Source organism: Aequorivita sp. 609, assembly GCF_014212065.1.
Taxonomy (GTDB): Bacteria; Bacteroidota; Bacteroidia; order Flavobacteriales; family Flavobacteriaceae; genus Aequorivita; species Aequorivita sinensis.
The window spans coordinates 292,424-309,466 of the sequence record NZ_JACJVM010000006.1; the positions used below are offsets into that span (position 1 = coordinate 292,424).

The following is a 17,043-nucleotide window of genomic DNA, read 5'->3' on the forward strand; positions in this document are numbered from 1 at the left end:
AGTTTATATGAAGAAAATACTACTTATTTTACTTGTTGTTACTTTAAACTCTTGCGCTACCTTCAACTTCACTCCTGAAGATGGAATAGACACAGAATTACGAGGTGTTAATTCTGAGACTCGAAATATTTTTTTAATTGGAGACGCTGGGGGTTTCGAAAAAGATGGATCAACTTCTTTGGCGTTACGAGCAATGCAAGAAAACTTTAAATACGCAGGTGAAGAAGATGTTTTATTATTTCTAGGAGATAATATTTACCCAAAAGGGTTTCCAACTAAAAACGGAGTTAAAGAGCAGAAAGCGAAAGAAATAATTCAATCTCAAACTGATGTAGCTAAAACTTTTCCAGGGAGGGTAATCTTTATTCCGGGAAATCACGATTGGTATAGTGGGGTTAAAGGGTTAAAAAAACAAGAAAAATTTGTTGAAAAAGCTTTAGGGAAAAATACTTTTTTACCTGAAAATGGATGCCCTATTGAGAAAGTGAAGTTAGATGATGATACAATATTACTAATAGTAGATTCACACTGGTATATTACAAATTGGAATAGGCATCCCACAATTAACGACAATTGTGAGATTAAAACACGATCTCTTTTTTTGGAAGAGTTTAGAGATGAGATTAAAAAAGCACGCGGAAAAACCACATTAGTAGCCATACATCACTCTGCGTTTACAAATGGATCACACGGAGGGCAATATAGTTTTATCGACTTTATTAAGCCCTTGCCACTGTTGGGAAATTTAAAAAATCTAATAAGAAGCACAAGTGGTATTTCCAATGCGGATATCTCCAATAAATTCTACTTCGAATTAACTAAAAATTTGATTGCCGCGGCTCAACAAAATGAAAATGTTGTATTTCTTTCAGGTCATGACCATAATTTGCAGTTAATAAATTCAAATAACCTCACACAAATAATCAGTGGTTCTGGAATAAAAACCAATGCAGTTAGAGTGCGAAAAAAGGGTGATTTTGGATTTGCAGGAAGGGGTTATGCAGTTTTAAATATTAAGGCTAATATGTCTTCAAATGTTCAGTTTGTTGATGCCAAATCGAATAAGGTAATTTTTAGAAAAACTATCAATACACCCTCGAAATTTGAAGTTCCAGAATACCAAAATACCTTTAAAGATTCAATTTCTGCTTCTGTTTATAAAAAGGAAGATACTGAGAAGTCAGGGTTTCATAGGTTTCTGTTGGGTGAGCGATATCGAAAGTATTTTGGCCAAGAAGTAAAAGCGCAAGTGGTGAATTTAGATACTTTATTCGGAGGATTAAAGCCTGTGAGAAAAGGTGGTGGAAGTCAATCCAGATCCTTGCGGTTAGAAGCCAAAGACGGTAGGCAATTTGTAATGCGTGCTGTAGAAAAAAGTGCTACTCAATACATACAGGCTGTAGCTTTTAAAGATAATTATGTAGGAGGACAGTTCGAAAATACACTTTCTGAAAAACTTGTGAAAGATGCATTTACCGGATCTCATCCTTATGCGCCACTAGTAATTGGAACCCTATCTGACGCTGCCGGAGTTTATCATTTAAATCCGCAATTATTCTACATACCAAAACAAAATGCTTTAAAAGAATTTAATGAAGAATTCGGGAATGAACTATATCTACTTGAAGAACACGCTTCCGAAGGACATATGCATTTGGCAGGTGAGAAATTCACGGGGGAAGTTATAAGTACCTTAGATATGATGGAAGATCTCTACTCTGATGAAGATGTAGTGATTGACCAAAAAAGTTATTTAAGAGCTAGACTATTCGATATGCTGATTGGAGACTGGGACAGGCATCAAGATCAATGGCGTTGGATGGAGTTTAAGAAAAAAGGAAAAACAATTTACAAACCCCTTCCAAGAGATCGAGATCAAGCCTTTTCTGTAATGTCTGAAGGTTTATTATTATCTGCTGCTATTGCACTTATACCTGGTGCAAGGATGATTCAAAAATACGGTCCGGATATAAAAGATGTAAAAGGTGTGAATATTGAGCCTTACCCATTAGATATGGCTTTTCTAGTAGATGTGGATAAAGATGATTGGGATGCAGAAGTGCAATATATAACTGAAAATGTTACAGATGAGGTAATCGATTTAGCCTTTTCACATATGCCAAAAGAAGTTCAAGATGAAGGTTTGGATAAAATTAAATTTAACTTGAGAAAACGCCGGGAAAATCTTCAGAAAATTGCAGATAGGTATTATAAACTTACATCAAAATATGGGGTTCTAACAGGAACAAATAAGGATGATTATATAAGGGTTAAAACTGCTGAAAATAATGAGGTTATTGTTGAGATTTTTCGTAAAAAAGATGATACTATTAAAGATCGTTTTCACTCTAGAGTGTTTTCACCAAAAACAACAAGGGAAATTTGGGTTTACGGATTGGATGACGATGATACATTTGAAGTTCTTGGAAAAAGTAATAAAATTAAAATTAGATTAATTGGAGGGCAAAATAATGACGATTATGTTGTGGAAGATGGAAGAAATGTGATTATATACGATTACAAAACAATGCCTAATGATGTTTCAAAAGCAAGAAAGGCTAGAATTAAACTTACAGATGATTACAAAACCAATGTTTTTGATTATAAAAAACTAAAAAATAATACTAATCAAATTTTACCCACCATAGGAGCAAATCCCGACGATGGATTAAAATTAGGTTTGTCGAATACTTACACAACTTACGGATTTGAACGAAACCCATTTACAAGTCAGCATACAATTTTAGGGGCTTATTATTTTGAAACAAATGGTTATGAATTAAACTATCGAGGGGAGTTTGCCAATGTGATTAAAAAAATAAACTTTTTATTAGACCTAAAATTTCAAAGTCCTAATTTCACTCAGAATTTTTTTGGATACGGAAACGAAACAAATAATCTTCAAGAAAATTTTGGAAAGGATTACAATCGAGTTAAAATTAGGGGTTTCTCCATTGCCCCTGCGTTTAGTTGGAAGTCACATGGTGGAAGGAAAATTAGTGTAAGGGGGTCTTATGAGAATATCGAAGTTCACAAAACAGAGAACCGATTTGTTGATAATAATCCTTACTTACCCACCTATATTTTTGATGAAGTACAATTTGTAGGTACTAGTTTACTTTATGAATTTGCAAATTCAGATAGTAGAGCATACCCGACATTGGGAATGGCATTCAGTTTAGAAGCTGGAGTTAAGAGTAACCTCGATGAAGATAAAACATTTGGTTATGTAACTTCAAAATGGGGAATTGCACACAAGTTAATTCCATCTGGGAAGTTAGTGTTAGCAACAACACTTAAAGGTCACTTGAATATAGGAGACGATTACGAATTTTATCACGCTGCTTCAATAGGGGGAACAGATGGTTTGAGAGGATATAGAAACCAACGATTTACAGGAAAATCTGCTTACTATCAAAACACCGATTTGCGTTATTCTTTTGGGGAATTAAAAACTCCGCTTGCTCCAATCAAATTAGGGGTTTACGGTAGCTTTGACTACGGAAGAGTTTGGATGCCAAACTTCGACTATTCTGAAAAGTGGCATACTACGTATGGTGGTGGATTTTTTGTTAATGGAGCAGAATTAATGTCGGCAAATATAGGTGTCTTTAATAGTAAAGATGGAGCTCGAGTTGCTTTTGGACTTGGATTTGGATTTTAAATGGTTATTTTAGAGAGTTGAATTATTTAAAATAAGATTTAATATGGAAGTGATCGACAATAAAGAAAAGAATAGGTTTGAGGCAAGTGTAAACGGAGAGTTGGCAATTGTTGAATACAGCCTAATGGATGAGGTTATATCTATAACTCATACTGAAGTGCCTAAAGCTTTGGCAGGTCAGGGTGTAGGCAGTAAATTAACCGAGGCAGTATTAAAGCATGTTGAAGAACGAGGGTTGAAAGTGAAGCCTTTATGCCCTTTCACAAAAAAGTATATTGACAAGCATCCCCAGTGGAGTGAAATAGTTGCTTAAATATAAAAAGCCCTTTTAATATACTTTAAAAGGGCTTTTTATATTTAAGGGGTTGATTAATCTACTGCGTCACCTATATCGTCTGCGACGTCTTCTATATCGTCTGCGACAGTTTTATTTTCTCGGCAACTAACAAAGCTAGTGCTCATTAAACCTGCGGCAAATAAAATTAAAAAAACTTTCTTCATAATTGATTGTTGGTTTTAAAATTAATAATTGAGATTTGAATTGATAGGTATTAAGGTTTGCGGCCTGTAGCTAAACGATATAATATACCGATAACTGCTAGACCAATAAAATGTGAATTAAACTTCCTACAGCTTCTCCAAAGCCGAAATAACCTACGAGCCATCCTAAGATTAGAAGGACAACAACAAGCCAGATAATGTCTCCCATAACAATTAGTTTTTAAGTTAGTTTCATAAAACTACAATATAAAATATTGATTCATAACGTTTTTAACCCGTTTTTAACGAAAATAACAAAAAATAACTTAAAATTTTATCAATTTTAATTTTTGCTTTTCTTTACATTTATAAAAAGTAATGCTGTGAAGTTTAAAAAAGAGTTTGATACTAATAGGGAAACTTGGAATAAGAAAGTAGGGGTTCACGCAAGCAGTGACTTTTATAATTTGAAAGATTTCATTTCCGGAAAATCTTCTCTCAACAAATATGAAGTAAGTACATTAGGTGATGTTTCAGGGAAGAGTATTCTTCACCTTCAATGCCATTTTGGGCAAGACACCCTAAGCTTAGCACGAATGGGGGCGAATTGTACAGGTATTGATATTTCAGATGAAGGTATTAAGCTAGCAAAGGAATTAAATAAACAATTGAATCTTAACGCAGATTTTATATGCTGTAATGTATTAGAAGCTTCAGGTTATATTTCAGAAAAGTTTGATATAGTATTCACTAGCTACGGAACTATCGGTTGGTTGCCAGATTTAAAACCTTGGGCAGAAATGATTTCGGAACGGCTCAAACCAGGAGGGTTCTTTTACATTGTAGAATTTCATCCTATTGGCTGGATGTTCGATTATAGAGTTTCGCCACCTGTAATGAAGTATGGCTATCAACAAAAAGAACCTATATACGAAGAATATAAAGGTACTTACGCCAATACAAATTCTGATATGATTAGTAAGGAATACGGTTGGAATCACGGCTTAGGAGAAGTGATCACTTCATTAGCAGAAGCTGGCTTACACATTGAATACTTAAAAGAGCACGATGCAACTCCCTATAATGTTTTTCCAGAATTAATAGAAAATGCAAAAGGATTATTCGAGCTTCCTAACAAATTGTATCCTCTTATTTTTGAGATTAAGGCAGTAAAGAAAGTCTAACCCTTAATTAAAATTATAGTATAAAGTTTAGTCATTAGTGGTTTTGCTTTTCCTTAAGCAATTCAGGGTGTTTTTTCTTGAATTTGTTTAACCTTGGAATAGAAACATTCTGAATGTATGGATTGCCTGGATTATTGCGCTCGTAGTTTTGATGATATTGTTCGGCTTTCCAGAATTTTTGAAAAGGCAATACTTGAGCTGCAACTTTTTCTCCTTCTAATTCTTTATTGAGTTGAGATATCTTATCATCAATGATTTTCTTTTCATCCTCGTTTTGATAAAATATTATAGAACGATAAGATGTTCCACGGTCTGGCCCTTGGCCGTTTATTTGTGTGATATTCTGGGAACCAAAATAAACATCAACAAGTTGGCTATAGCTTATCAATTCAGGGTCGTAAATTACTTCAACTGCCTCTGCGTGGTCTTTATGGTTTTGATAGGTAGGATTATCAACAGTTCCGCCGCTATATCCTGAAATGGCGTCTTTAACACCTATAACACTTTCGTAAATTGCTTCTACACACCAAAAGCAACCACTGGCGAAATAGGCTTTTTTAAGGCCGTTAATGGATTCAGTTTGAACGGGGGATTGTTCTTTTTGAGCTATAGTTTCAATTTCTTTGTTATTTTTATTTGAAGGTTTACAGGCTCCTTGTAAAGAGAAAAAAAAGATGCTTATAATTAAAATCGATAATCTTTTCATAGTAAATATTTTCAGAAGTGAATTTGATATATCATCAAAAATCAAGATTGAAGGTACAAAAAAAGCCCTCACTTTATGTGAAGGCTTTGTTATATTTAATGAATTCGCTTATTTCAGTTTGGCAAACATTGCCTCCATTTTTTCGCGCTCTTCGTTAGCTAAATCTGGATCAACTAAAATACGACCACTGTGTTCGTCTGTAATGATTTTTTTACGTCCTGCAATTTCTACTTGAACTTGTGGCGGGATAGTAAAGAAAGATCCTCCAGAAGCACCTCTTTCAACTGCAACAATTGCTAGTCCGTTTCTTACATTACTTCTAATTCTCTTGTAAGCTTTAAAAAGTCTAGGCTCAATTTTAGCCTCATACTTTTCAGATTCCTTAATAAGAGTTTGCTCCTCTTTTTCAGTTTCTTTCAAGATTTCATCAAGTTCTGCTTGTTTGTGCTTTAAGTGCTCAGAACGCTCGTTATAGCGATTTTGAGTTTCTTCGATAACTTGATTTTTTTGCTCTATTTGAGCACGGAATTCCTTAATGTTCTTTTCAGAAAGTTCAATTTCCAATTCTTGGTATTCAATCTCTTTGCTCAACGAGTTGTACTCTCTGTTGTTGCGAACATTATCTTGTTGAGTCGAATATTTTTTGATAAGAGTTTTAGACTCTTCAATATTATTCTTCTTTTCTTTAATTTGGTCTTCAATCACTTCAAGATCGGCCTTTAGCTTTTCTAAACGAGTGTTCATTCCAGCTACTTCGTCTTCAAGATCTTCCACTTCTAAAGGAAGCTCTCCACGAACATTCCTGATTTCATCAATTCTTGAATCAATAAGTTGTAGATCATAAAGTGTTCTCAACTTCTCTTCAACCGTAACTTCAGTTTTTGTTGCCATAAATTATAAATAACTAATTGGATTGGTATTTATTTGCGATATAAGAATCCTGCCTGCCGACAAGGAGGGTGCAAAATTAGTGATTTTTTTCTTAAGGAAAGAATGTAAAAGGTCTTTTGTGTACTGTTCACTCTCATAATGACCAATATCCGCCAAAACTATAGCGTTTTCAGCCCTAAAAAAGTCGTGATATTTAAAATCTGCCGATACAAATGCATCTGCTCCAACTTTTTTTGCAGCGTCAATAGCAAAACTTCCACTTCCTCCAAGTACTGCAACCCTTTTAATTTGTTTGTTTAACAATTTTGAATGACGTACGCAGTCAGTTTTCATTGTAGTTTTCAGAAATTTTAGAAACTCGGTTTCAGACTTTTCTGTTTCAAACTCTCCAATCATTCCCATCCCTATCTGTTGATTATGATTTTCTAGAGTGGTTATTTCGTAGGGAATTTCTTCGTAAGGATGCGCTTCAAAAAGGGCTTTTAAAACTTTACTTTGTAAATGCTTAGCAAAAGTGATTCCTATTTGAGTTTCTTCTTCAAAACGAAGTTCACCTTTTAAACCAAGTACAGGATTTGAATCTTCATTACCTTTAAAACTGCCAATTCCTTTTATATTAAAACTGCAATTGTCGTAATTTCCTATATTTCCACCACCAACTTCAAATAAGGCATTTCGAACTTTTTCAGCACTTTCATTAGGAACAAAAGTGATGAGTTTTTTTATAGTTTCATTTTGTGGGATTAAGACTTTGCGATTTCTTAACCCTAACTTTTCACAAATCATAGTGTTTACACCATTCCATGAATTGTCTAGCGCTGTGTGATTTGAAAATATAGCAATATCGTATTTAATTGCTTTTTGAACTACACGCTCAACATAGGTTTTTCCCGTAATCTTTTTCAACCCTGAAAAGACAATAGGGTGAAAGCTTACGATGAGGTTACAATTGTTCTCGATTGCTTCATCAACAACCGCTTCCAGTGTATCTAATGTTACTAGAATTCCTGAAACTTCTGCATTTTTATCGCCTACAAGTAAGCCGGTATTGTCAAAATCTTCAGAATATGCTAGGGGAGATAGCTCTTCTAGCAAACCAATAACTTCTTTTACCTTCATTTTTATTATTTTCTGTAAAGATAACGGATTATTGAAAATACAAAAAGGCACTTAATTCTTAAATATTGAATTTTCAGATTTGCACTTACTCTGGAATTAGTATTTTCGTTGAATGAAATCACTTCGGAAATTATTATTCCCATTTTCAATTTTGTACGGTGGCATTACTGCAGGTCGTAATTTCCTTTACAATAAAGGGTGGCTGAAAAGTAAAGCTTATAATCTTCCCGTTATTTGTGTTGGAAACCTTTCTACTGGAGGCACTGGAAAAACACCGATGATTGAATTGCTAGTGTCGTTTCTAAAAGAAAATCATAAACTTGCGGTTTTAAGTAGAGGATATAAAAGAAAAACTTCAGGATATCGTGAGGTTTTATTGAATAGCAAAGTTGAAGAAGTTGGGGATGAACCCCTTCAGTTTAAAAAGAAATTTCCAGAAATTACGGTAGCCGTTTGTGAAGACAGGCAAACGGGTATTGAAAAGTTACAACCTACATCAGAACTGGTTTTATTAGATGATGCGTTTCAACATAGAAAAGTAAAAGCGTCTTTCAATATTTTACTTACGCCGTACGACAGCTTGTATGCCGATGATTGTGTCTTACCCGCAGGAAACCTTCGAGAGCCAAGAATCGGTGCTAAAAGAGCGCACGTTATAGTAGTTACTAAATGTCCTAATAATATTTCCCCATCGAATATTGAAAACATTAAACGCAAATTAAATCCTACATCAAAACAAGAGGTTTATTTTTCAAAAATTGGATATGGTTCAGAAATAAAAGCTGCAAATCAATCCAAGCCCATAGAGTATTTAAACGATAAAAAGTTTTTATTGGTGACAGGTATTGCCAATCCTAAGCCATTAATTTCTTATTTAAAAAAGCGAGGCTTAACGTTTGAGGAAAAATCATTCCCAGATCATCATAATTTTACAACTTCAGAAATTGAGAGTCTTAAAACTCACAAACTAATCTTAACCACTGAAAAAGACTTTATGCGATTAACGTCTTTAAAAGATGTTACAGAGATTTATTATTTACCAATTCAAACGGTAATTATGAATGGGGAAGAAGCAAATTTCAAAAGCAGAATCAATAAGAGTTTGCGTGAATTTCACTAGAACTTATTAATCTTTGAGTCGAATAAATGTATATCTATTTAGCTGAAATTTTTTCTATCAAATTGATGATTCTTGAAGAATAGCCGATTTCATTATCGTACCATCCAATAATTTTCACCATTTTCCCTATAACCGAAGTCATTTCAGCGTCAAAAATACACGAGTGGGTATTGCCAACAATATCGATTGAAACAATAGGGTCCTCGGTGTATTGAAGAATTCCCTTCATGGAGTTCTCTGAAGCAACTTTAAAAGCGTTATTTATTTCCTCAATTGTAACTTCTTCTTTTACGTTAAGGGTAATATCGGTTAAAGATCCATTTGGAACTGGAACTCTAATTCCACAACCCCCAATTACATCGGCGAGATTTGGAAAAATTTTCGTCAAGGCTTTAGCGGCACCAGTAGTTGTTGGCACAATAGATTGCCCAGCAGCTCTTGCACGGCGTAAATCGCGATGAGGCTGATCGTGTAGGCTTTGGTCTGTAGTATAAGAGTGAACGGTAGTAATATATGCCTGCTCAATTCCACAAAGTTCATTAATGACCTTTAGCATTGGAGCTGCATTATTTGTAGTGCAAGAAGCATTTGAAATAATGATATCGTCATCATTTAATATAGAATCGTTTACGCCAAGGACAACAGTTTTAATATCATCTTCAAGAGGAGGAACAGAAAGAATCACTTTTTTTGCTCCATTCTTCAAATGATACTCTAGTTGATTTCTTTTTTTGAATTTCCCTGTACACTCAATAACAACATCAATAGCACCCCAGGAGATAGCTTCGATGTTTTTTTCTGAAGTGAACCTTACTTTTTTGCCAGCTACAGTAATTTCATCGTTAGTAAATGAAATAGGTTCTTTTAATACACCGTGAATGCTGTCGTACTTTAAAAGATGACTTAATGTTTTAGAATCTGCTAAGTCGTTTACGGCAACAACATCAATAGTTGGATGATTAATTAATAATCTAAATAGGTTTCGGCCAATGCGCCCAAAACCATTAATGCCGATAGTTGTCTTTGTTTTCATATAACTAACAAAAGTACGAAAATGAAATACTAATTAGAGGTTAAGAATAAAGAAGAAAACTTAAAATACTATGAAATTCGCCTATTGTTTTTGGGTAATGATTTCTGCTAAGAGTTTCCTAGCCCTAAGCAATCTCACCTTTACATTATTAAGAGGTTCTTCAAGGGTTTCAGAAATTTCATTATAACTCATTTCCTGAAAATACCTAAGGTTAATCACGTCTTGATAATGAGGTTTTAGCAGTTTAATATAACGCAACAATTCCGCAAGATTTTGTTCGCGAATTAAATTATCTTCCGGAGTAGGCGAGTGGTCAACAATTTTATGGGCGTGATCGTTAAATGTATCGGTAGTTTGTGAATTTATAGAAGCATTCTTTTTCCTTGATTTGTCTATTTGAATGTTTTTTGAAATAGTAATCAACCAAGTTGAAAAAGTGTAGTTCTCATTAAAGGTATCAATTTTATCAAATGCCTTAGCAAAAGTTTCGATGGTGATGTCTTCAGCTTCATGTTCGTTACGTACTCTTTTAAGTTGAAATCCGTAAACGTCATTCCAGTAAAAATCTAGCAAGAATTTAAAAGCTCCTTGCTTTCCTTTTTTCGCACTTTGTATTTGTTGTATTATTTCTTCTGAAGTTATTTCCATCTCGGGTTTTTTTCTCCTCTGTTGGAAATAAAGATACTTAATTGAGAGAAGATTAAAAACAATTCAAAAAACAGTATGAACGGTATTAAATCCTGTTCCTTAAGTTTCTTAGCTGCATAGCCGATAATAAGATGTTGAAATGCAAGTCTGATAAATATAATTACCAATCCAAGAATCCAAAACTCGGTAAATAATGTTGCAGCACCTAATAGCCAGAAAAGAAGATTAAAAAGGTAATAAGCTCCTAGTAAAAATCGATGTTTAGTCTTGTAAAGTTTGGCTGTGGAGTAGTGTCTCTTTTTTTGTTTTATCCAACTGCTAAATTTTTTCTTCGGAATAGAATATGTAAACGCTTCTGGTTCTACACATATTTCTACATTGTCTTTTGTTGCTGCTTCATTAACAAAAAGGTCGTCATCTCCTGAAGGAAATTTTATATGACTCATAAACCCATTGTTTTCGTAATAAAGTGTGCTAGTGTAGGCTAGATTACGACCTACCCCCATATATGGTGTTCCGGCTTCAGCGTAAGAAAAATACTGAACAGCGGTCATCAATGTTTCAAACCGTATTAATTTATTTAATAAACCGGGTTGTTTTACATAGGCTCCGTATCCAAGAAGCAGCTGCTTTTGGTCAGTAAACCTCGTCGCCATTCTCTCCAGCCATTTATTTGAAGCAGGATAGCAATCGGCATCAGTAAAGATTAAACGAGTGTTTACAGAGCGTTTTAACCCTAAGGTAAGTGCGTATTTTTTATTGCCCCAAAAAGCTTCGTTGTTTCTTACGTTTACAATTTGAATTCGAGGGTCACTATCAGCAAACGATTCCATTACTTCTAAAGTATCATCTATAGAAGCATCATTAATAAGTATGATTTGATATTCAGGATAATCCTGTTGTTGCCATAACGGAATATGTTTTTTAAGATTTTCAGCTTCGTTTTTGGCGCAAACTATAAGAGAAACAGGATGTTTTACCGAAACAACCTTTTCGGTAGGTTTTAAAAATGAAAATTTTGAAAAAAGAAGATAATAAGCACAGTTAATCAACGCAACAGCGCCGAAAACGTAAAGTAGCACCATAAATTTATCCGATTGAAACCCCTAAAGCTGCTGTAGCGATTAAGATTGTTGATTAAAGAGTTTTATTTCTAAATTGATTATTTATTAGAAGCTTCCAATTTGTGTGTGTCCTCAGAGCAGTTTGCAAATTGATCTGGAGTTTTACCACAAAACCCACAAGACTCTCCTTCTTTATTCAAAAACGGATTCTGACTAGCACAAGTTCCAGCAAATTTTCCATCTTTTTTAGCCCAGATTTTTATTGCAATTCCTGCAACACCTAATAGTAATAATACTAATGTTATAAGTAATAGTTTCATGACAATATATTTGACTGCAAAAATACAACCTTTCTTATTGTTTCACTCAGATTTTAAGTATTTTTAGGTTTCATTTAAACAATTTCATAATGCAAAAATTACTCCCATTAATATTTGTTTTTCTATTTATTTTTCTTGCAGCGTCTTGTAAAAATGAAAACCAAGAAGTTAATAGTTTTGAACCTGTTAATACGACGAACGAAGAAATTCAAAAGTCTGAATTAAATAGAGCTCCTAAGAAAGCGTTAACTCCAGAGGATGTAGCGATATCAAAAAGTATTATGTCGCAAATTATGAATGAAAGAGATTTAAAAAGATTTGCTAGTTTAATTGTTACCGCAGAAATGGCTACTCAACTTACTAAAGATGGTGGGGTTTATACGGTTTTTGGGCCTTCCAATACAGCTATAGATTCCTTAGCCCTTAAAAACAATAAGCTTTACTCAAAACAAGAAAATCTCGATAAGTTAAAAGACCTTTTAAGGTCCCACATCGTAGAAGGAGAGCATTCTCGAGAATCTTTATCAGAAAGTATTAGTAAATCAGGCAAACTCAAATTAAAAACTTTGTCAGGAACAAATTTAACATTAACTAAAGTGGATGACAAGATTATTATCTCCGATAATAAAGGGATGAAGGTTAATGTTTTAAAAGGCGGAGAAAAAGGCTCTAACGGGACAAGCTACGTTATTGATGGAGTGCTTAAAGCCGATTAAAATATATTTACTTCGGGTTCTATTGTAATACCAGATAAGTCTTTTACTTTTTTCTGAATGTCCATTGCAAGTTGCCAGATTTCTTTGCCTGTAGCTTCGCCATAATTAACCAATACCAACGCTTGCTTTTTGTGAACCCCAGCATCTCCAAAACGTTTTCCTTTGAAACCAGATTTTTCTATTAGCCAGCCTGCAGGTATTTTAAATTCTGTAGGTGAAACTTCATAAAATGGTGCCTCAGGATATTTTTTTCGGAATTCTTCAAAAGTAACTTTGTCTACTATGGGGTTTTTGAAAAAAGAGCCACTATTACCTAATACTTTAGGGTCAGGAAGTTTTGATTGTCGAATGGCAATAACTGCATCAGAGACATCTTTAATACTAGGATTCAGAATATTTTTTTCAGCTAATACTTTCTGAATATCTCCGTATGAAATACTCAATTTATGGTCCTTTTTTGTGAGCTTAAAAGTTACACTTGTAATAATGTATTTTCCTTTAGCCTCATTTTTGAAAATTGAATTTCGATAGCCGAATTTACATTCTTCATTTGAAAACTCTTTTTCATTTAAGTTTTCAATTTCAAGAACGGTACAGCTTTCGAAAGTATCCTTCAATTCTACTCCATAAGCACCAATATTTTGAATAGGGGCTGTACCTACATTTCCTGGAATTAATGACAAGTTCTCTAACCCGCCAAAATCGTTAGCTATGCAGTATTGAACAAATTCATGCCAGTTTTCACCAGCCATTACTTTTATTATTACTTCACTTTGGGTTTCATCTAAAACCTCAATTCCTTTTAAGTTTAAATGAATAACAAACGAATTCAATTTGGCGGGAAGTAGCATATTGCTACCCCCACCAAGAATGAATATTTCGTCTGATTTTTTTTGGGATAGTACTTCTTTTAACTCTTCCACTGTTTCAACCGAAACAAAGTAGCGAGCCGTACAATCGATACCAAAGGTATTGTAATTTTTAAGCGATTTGTTCTCTTCAATTCGCATTAATCCTTGTATTTCTCTAAAGCAATTTTTAGAATTTCCACTGCTCTAATTAAGCTTTCTTTATTTAGCACATAAGCGATACGCACTTGATTTAATCCTACGCCCTGAGTAGAGTAAAAACCAGCGGCAGGAGCAACCATGATGGTTTCACCGTTATCGTCAAATTCTTCAAGCAACCATTGTGCAAAAGCGTCACTGTTTTTTACAGGTAATTGCACGATACAATAAAAAGCACCTTTTGGTTCACCTACAGTCACCCCAGGAATAGCTTTTAAAGCATTAACCAAAGTATTACGTCTGTCTTGATATTCCGTAATTACATTGTCAAAATAGCTCTGTGGCGTTTCTAGAGCTGCCTCACTAGCAATTTGAGCAAAGGTAGGAGGACTCAATCTAGCTTGAGCAAACTTTAATGCTGTAGCAATAACTTCTTTGTTTCTTGAAACCATACAGCCAATACGAGCACCGCACATGCTGTATCTTTTTGAGACCGAATCAATAATAATTCCGTGTTGTGCTAAGCTTTCCTCTTCTAGAATTGAATAGTGCTTAGATCCATCGTATGTAAATTCTCTATAAACTTCATCTGCCACTAAAAATAAATCGTGTTTTTTTACGATTTCTGCTAACGTTTGAATTTCTTCTTTTGAATAAAGATATCCAGTTGGGTTTCCTGGATTACAGATAAGAATAGCTTTTGTTTTTGGAGTAATTAGCTTTTCAAATTCTGAAATTGGAGGCAAGGCAAAGTTGTCTTCAATTTTTGAAATTACAGGAACAATTGAAATACCAGATGCAGTTGCAAAACCATTGTAATTTGCATAAAATGGTTCAGGAATAATTATTTCGTCTCCAACATCTGCAATGCTACCCATTGCGAAAAGCAAAGCTTCACTACCTCCCGTAGTTACAATTATATCATTAGCTTCAGCTGGAATGTTGTTTCTGTGATAGTATGCAGAAATCTTTTTGCGATACTCCTCCGATCCTTCAGAGCGAGTGTAAGCAAGAATTTCTAGATTGTGTTCGGAAACTGCTTTCATTGCTATTTCCGGCGACTTTATGTCAGGTTGACCGATGTTTAAGTGGTAAACAGTTTTATTAGCTTTATAAGCTTTTTCGGCGAAAGGAACTAGTTTGCGGATTGGAGATTCCGGCATGTTTTTCCCTTTTGTTGATACTGATGGCATAATAAAATTTTTAGCAGCAAAGTTGCAAAATATATTTTATAAAACTAATCTGAGACGATTAACATTCGCCTTTTTTTTATATCTTCAAGAGATATTCATTAATACCCTTATCAATTTGTATAAGCCATTGTTTATAATTTTGTTGCTGTGCTCTTCTTCATTGATGGCGCAGGCGGGATTTATTTTGGAAAACAAGGCTAAAAAAAACCGAATTCCATTTAAAATAGTAAATAACCTAGCAGTAATCGAAATCGAAATTAATGGTACGCCATTGTCTTTCATTCTCGATACTGGTGTAAAATCTACAATCCTTTTTAGTTTAGAAGCTGCAGATAGTGTTCAGTTGAAAAACACATCACCAGTTCAGTTACAAGGTCTAGGGGCAGGGGGAATGGTTGAAGCATTAAAGAGCTTAAACAATCGTATAAAAGTAGGAGAAGCTGTTGATAAAAGCCATGCGCTTTACGTGATATTCGATAGTTCTCTAAATTTCTCTCCTAGAATGGGAGTGCCCATTCACGGTATATTGGGAAATGAATTTTTTAAAAATTTCGTAGTAAAAATTAATTATGCATCCGAGGTAATAACCATCTACGATCCTCAAAAACATACTTTTAAAAAGTGCAAAAAGTGTGAAGATCTTAAGCTCAATTTTGTAAATGGCAAGCCATATATCAACCTACAAGTAGCTTCAGAAACTATACAAGAAGAAGTAACCTTATTGATAGACTCTGGTTCTAGTGATGTTTTGTGGTTGTTTGACGAGTTGGGATTTATAAATGAAAATCCTAAAAACTATTTTAATGATTTTTTAGGGCTGGGCTTAAGTGGAAATATTTTTGGTAAGCGTGCGCGGGTACCAAAATTAATATTGGGTGATTACTTATTAAAAGATGTGAATACCTCGTTTCCTGAAGAAGTTGCTGTTTTAAAAGCTCGCTTCTACGAAGATCGAGACGGAACTATAGGAGGTGGGTTTTTGAGTAGGTTTACAGTAACTTTCGATTATGGCGGTAGCCTTGTTCGTTTTAAGAAAAACCGAAACTTCAAGAAACCTTTTCATTATAATATGAGTGGATTGACTTTAGAGCACGCAGGAATGGAGTTAGTGAAAGAGGAACGCCAAGCCGCTATAAACACAAATAGCGATAGTAGGAGTGAGGCCTTAACTAGAAATAGTATTTCTATAACCACCGAGTTTAATTTTACACTTGTACCAATTTATATAGTTGTGGATGTAAGAGAAGGTTCGCCTGCTGCCTTAGCCGGAATAGTCGAAAATGATGAGATAGTTAACGTTAATGGCAAGCCAGCGTATAGATATAAATTATACCAATTAATCTCTTTGTTTTCTAGTGAAGAAGACAAGCGAATTTCTTTGGATATAAAAAGAGATGGTGAAATTCAAAAAGTAGCTTTCAATCTCAAAAGTTTATTCTAAAAAAAATCCGGCTGAAGAATTTATTTTCCAGCCGGATTATACTTTTTTCAAGTATGTTTATTTAACTTTTTTCAAGTACACTTGCCGCTTCTGGTTTTACGGTACCTTTAATTTTTAAGGCTACCATAGGCTCGCTTGCGTTAGAATATACAGTAATTGTTTTTCTAATAGGTCCAACACGATTAGTGTCGTACTTCACTTGAATACTGCTACTTGCGCCTGGAGCAATTGGTCCTTCAGGTTTTTTTGGTACAGTACAACCACAACTAGATTTTACATCACTAATAATAAGTGGGGCATCACCAGTGTTCGTGAATTCAAATACACGTAAACCGTCACTACCTTTTTCGATAGTTCCGTAATCTACGGTGTCTTCATTGAAAGTAATTTTTGCTTGTTGTGCTTGAGCGGTAAAACCGATAAAGGCAACAAGTGCCATTAGAGCTAATTTTTTCAT

At 34.4% G+C, this 17,043-nt stretch carries 17 protein-coding genes and 1 pseudogene; 6 read left to right on the top strand and 12 right to left on the bottom strand.

Translation table 11 applies throughout. From position 1 onward, the window contains the following. Nucleotides 1-7 precede the first annotated feature (7 nt). The gene (locus tag H4O20_RS04720; RefSeq protein ID WP_185098443.1) at nucleotides 8-3,664 is read left to right on the top strand and encodes a metallophosphoesterase; all 3,657 of its coding nucleotides are present in this window, start codon (nucleotides 8-10) and stop codon (nucleotides 3,662-3,664) included. A gap of 43 nt (nucleotides 3,665-3,707) precedes the next feature. Then, the gene (locus tag H4O20_RS04725) at nucleotides 3,708-3,977 is read left to right on the top strand and encodes a GNAT family N-acetyltransferase (protein ID WP_221442715.1); all 270 of its coding nucleotides are present in this window, start codon (nucleotides 3,708-3,710) and stop codon (nucleotides 3,975-3,977) included. Between the two features lie 56 nt (nucleotides 3,978-4,033). Here H4O20_RS04725 and H4O20_RS15120 read toward each other — a convergent pair whose 3' ends face one another. Both H4O20_RS15120 and H4O20_RS04730 read right to left on the bottom strand, forming a co-directional pair. Next, nucleotides 4,034-4,165, bottom strand: a complete 132-nt coding sequence (locus H4O20_RS15120) for a hypothetical protein (protein WP_260402634.1) — start codon at nucleotides 4,163-4,165, stop codon at nucleotides 4,034-4,036. Between the two features lie 50 nt (nucleotides 4,166-4,215). Further along, nucleotides 4,216-4,373, bottom strand: a pseudogene (locus H4O20_RS04730) (lmo0937 family membrane protein). A 154-nt stretch (nucleotides 4,374-4,527) separates the two neighbouring features. Between H4O20_RS04730 and H4O20_RS04735 the strand changes: the two are divergent. Then, a complete protein-coding gene (locus H4O20_RS04735) occupies nucleotides 4,528-5,328 on the top strand; it encodes a bifunctional 2-polyprenyl-6-hydroxyphenol methylase/3-demethylubiquinol 3-O-methyltransferase UbiG (RefSeq protein ID WP_185098444.1) in 801 nt (266 codons plus the stop codon). A gap of 34 nt (nucleotides 5,329-5,362) precedes the next feature. Here H4O20_RS04735 and msrA read toward each other — a convergent pair whose 3' ends face one another. From msrA to H4O20_RS04750, 3 genes are all read right to left on the bottom strand, one after another. After that, nucleotides 5,363-6,034 carry a peptide-methionine (S)-S-oxide reductase MsrA gene (gene msrA / locus H4O20_RS04740; protein WP_139855846.1) on the bottom strand — a complete coding sequence of 224 codons (672 nt, stop codon included), beginning with the start codon at nucleotides 6,032-6,034 and terminating at the stop codon, nucleotides 5,363-5,365. A 108-nt stretch (nucleotides 6,035-6,142) separates the two neighbouring features. Next, a complete protein-coding gene (locus H4O20_RS04745) occupies nucleotides 6,143-6,925 on the bottom strand; it encodes a zinc ribbon domain-containing protein (RefSeq protein ID WP_139855847.1) in 783 nt (260 codons plus the stop codon). A gap of 3 nt (nucleotides 6,926-6,928) precedes the next feature. Then, complete coding sequence (locus H4O20_RS04750) at nucleotides 6,929-8,044, bottom strand: Nif3-like dinuclear metal center hexameric protein (protein ID WP_185098445.1); 1,116 nt, start codon at nucleotides 8,042-8,044, stop codon at nucleotides 6,929-6,931. Between the two features lie 112 nt (nucleotides 8,045-8,156). Between H4O20_RS04750 and lpxK the strand changes: the two genes are divergently transcribed. Beyond that, entirely contained in the window at nucleotides 8,157-9,164 is a 1,008-nt protein-coding gene (gene lpxK, locus H4O20_RS04755) for a tetraacyldisaccharide 4'-kinase (RefSeq protein ID WP_185098446.1), read from the top strand. 34 nt (nucleotides 9,165-9,198) lie between these two features. On the opposite strand, the gene gap is transcribed toward lpxK, so the two are convergent. The 4 genes from gap to H4O20_RS04775 all read right to left on the bottom strand — a co-directional run bounded on the left by gap (nucleotide 9,199) and on the right by H4O20_RS04775 (nucleotide 12,229). Continuing rightward, nucleotides 9,199-10,197 (bottom strand): type I glyceraldehyde-3-phosphate dehydrogenase, encoded by a 999-nt coding sequence (gene gap / locus H4O20_RS04760; RefSeq protein ID WP_185098447.1) that lies wholly within the window; start codon nucleotides 10,195-10,197, stop codon nucleotides 9,199-9,201. An 81-nt stretch (nucleotides 10,198-10,278) separates the two neighbouring features. Continuing rightward, the gene (locus H4O20_RS04765) at nucleotides 10,279-10,845 is read right to left on the bottom strand and encodes an RNA polymerase sigma factor (protein WP_185098448.1); all 567 of its coding nucleotides are present in this window, start codon (nucleotides 10,843-10,845) and stop codon (nucleotides 10,279-10,281) included. Next, nucleotides 10,836-11,930 carry a glycosyltransferase gene (locus H4O20_RS04770; RefSeq protein WP_185098449.1) on the bottom strand — a complete coding sequence of 365 codons (1,095 nt, stop codon included), beginning with the start codon at nucleotides 11,928-11,930 and terminating at the stop codon, nucleotides 10,836-10,838. The genes H4O20_RS04765 and H4O20_RS04770 overlap by 10 nt, the downstream gene beginning before the upstream one ends. Nucleotides 11,931-12,007: 77 nt before the next feature. Continuing rightward, nucleotides 12,008-12,229 carry a membrane or secreted protein gene (locus H4O20_RS04775; protein ID WP_139855853.1) on the bottom strand — a complete coding sequence of 74 codons (222 nt, stop codon included), beginning with the start codon at nucleotides 12,227-12,229 and terminating at the stop codon, nucleotides 12,008-12,010. 89 nt (nucleotides 12,230-12,318) lie between these two features. On the opposite strand from H4O20_RS04775, the gene H4O20_RS04780 reads away from it, so the two are divergent. Further along, nucleotides 12,319-12,945, top strand: coding sequence for a fasciclin domain-containing protein (locus H4O20_RS04780; protein ID WP_185098450.1), 627 nt, complete (start codon nucleotides 12,319-12,321; stop codon nucleotides 12,943-12,945). Here H4O20_RS04780 and murB read toward each other — a convergent pair. After that, complete coding sequence (gene murB, locus H4O20_RS04785; RefSeq protein WP_185098451.1) at nucleotides 12,942-13,955, bottom strand: UDP-N-acetylmuramate dehydrogenase; 1,014 nt, start codon at nucleotides 13,953-13,955, stop codon at nucleotides 12,942-12,944. The two genes, H4O20_RS04780 and murB, sit on opposite strands and share 4 nt — an antisense overlap. Continuing rightward, entirely contained in the window at nucleotides 13,955-15,145 is a 1,191-nt protein-coding gene (locus H4O20_RS04790; protein ID WP_139855856.1) for a pyridoxal phosphate-dependent aminotransferase, read from the bottom strand. Before H4O20_RS04790 ends, murB begins: the two co-directional genes overlap by 1 nt. Before the next feature lie 115 nt (nucleotides 15,146-15,260). On the opposite strand from H4O20_RS04790, the gene H4O20_RS04795 reads away from it, so the two are divergent. Further along, nucleotides 15,261-16,586, top strand: a complete 1,326-nt coding sequence (locus H4O20_RS04795; RefSeq protein ID WP_185098452.1) for an aspartyl protease family protein — start codon at nucleotides 15,261-15,263, stop codon at nucleotides 16,584-16,586. Nucleotides 16,587-16,647: 61 nt separating this feature from the next. On the opposite strand, the gene H4O20_RS04800 is transcribed toward H4O20_RS04795, so the two are convergent. Continuing rightward, nucleotides 16,648-17,043 (bottom strand): DUF1573 domain-containing protein, encoded by a 396-nt coding sequence (locus H4O20_RS04800; RefSeq protein WP_165147106.1) that lies wholly within the window; start codon nucleotides 17,041-17,043, stop codon nucleotides 16,648-16,650.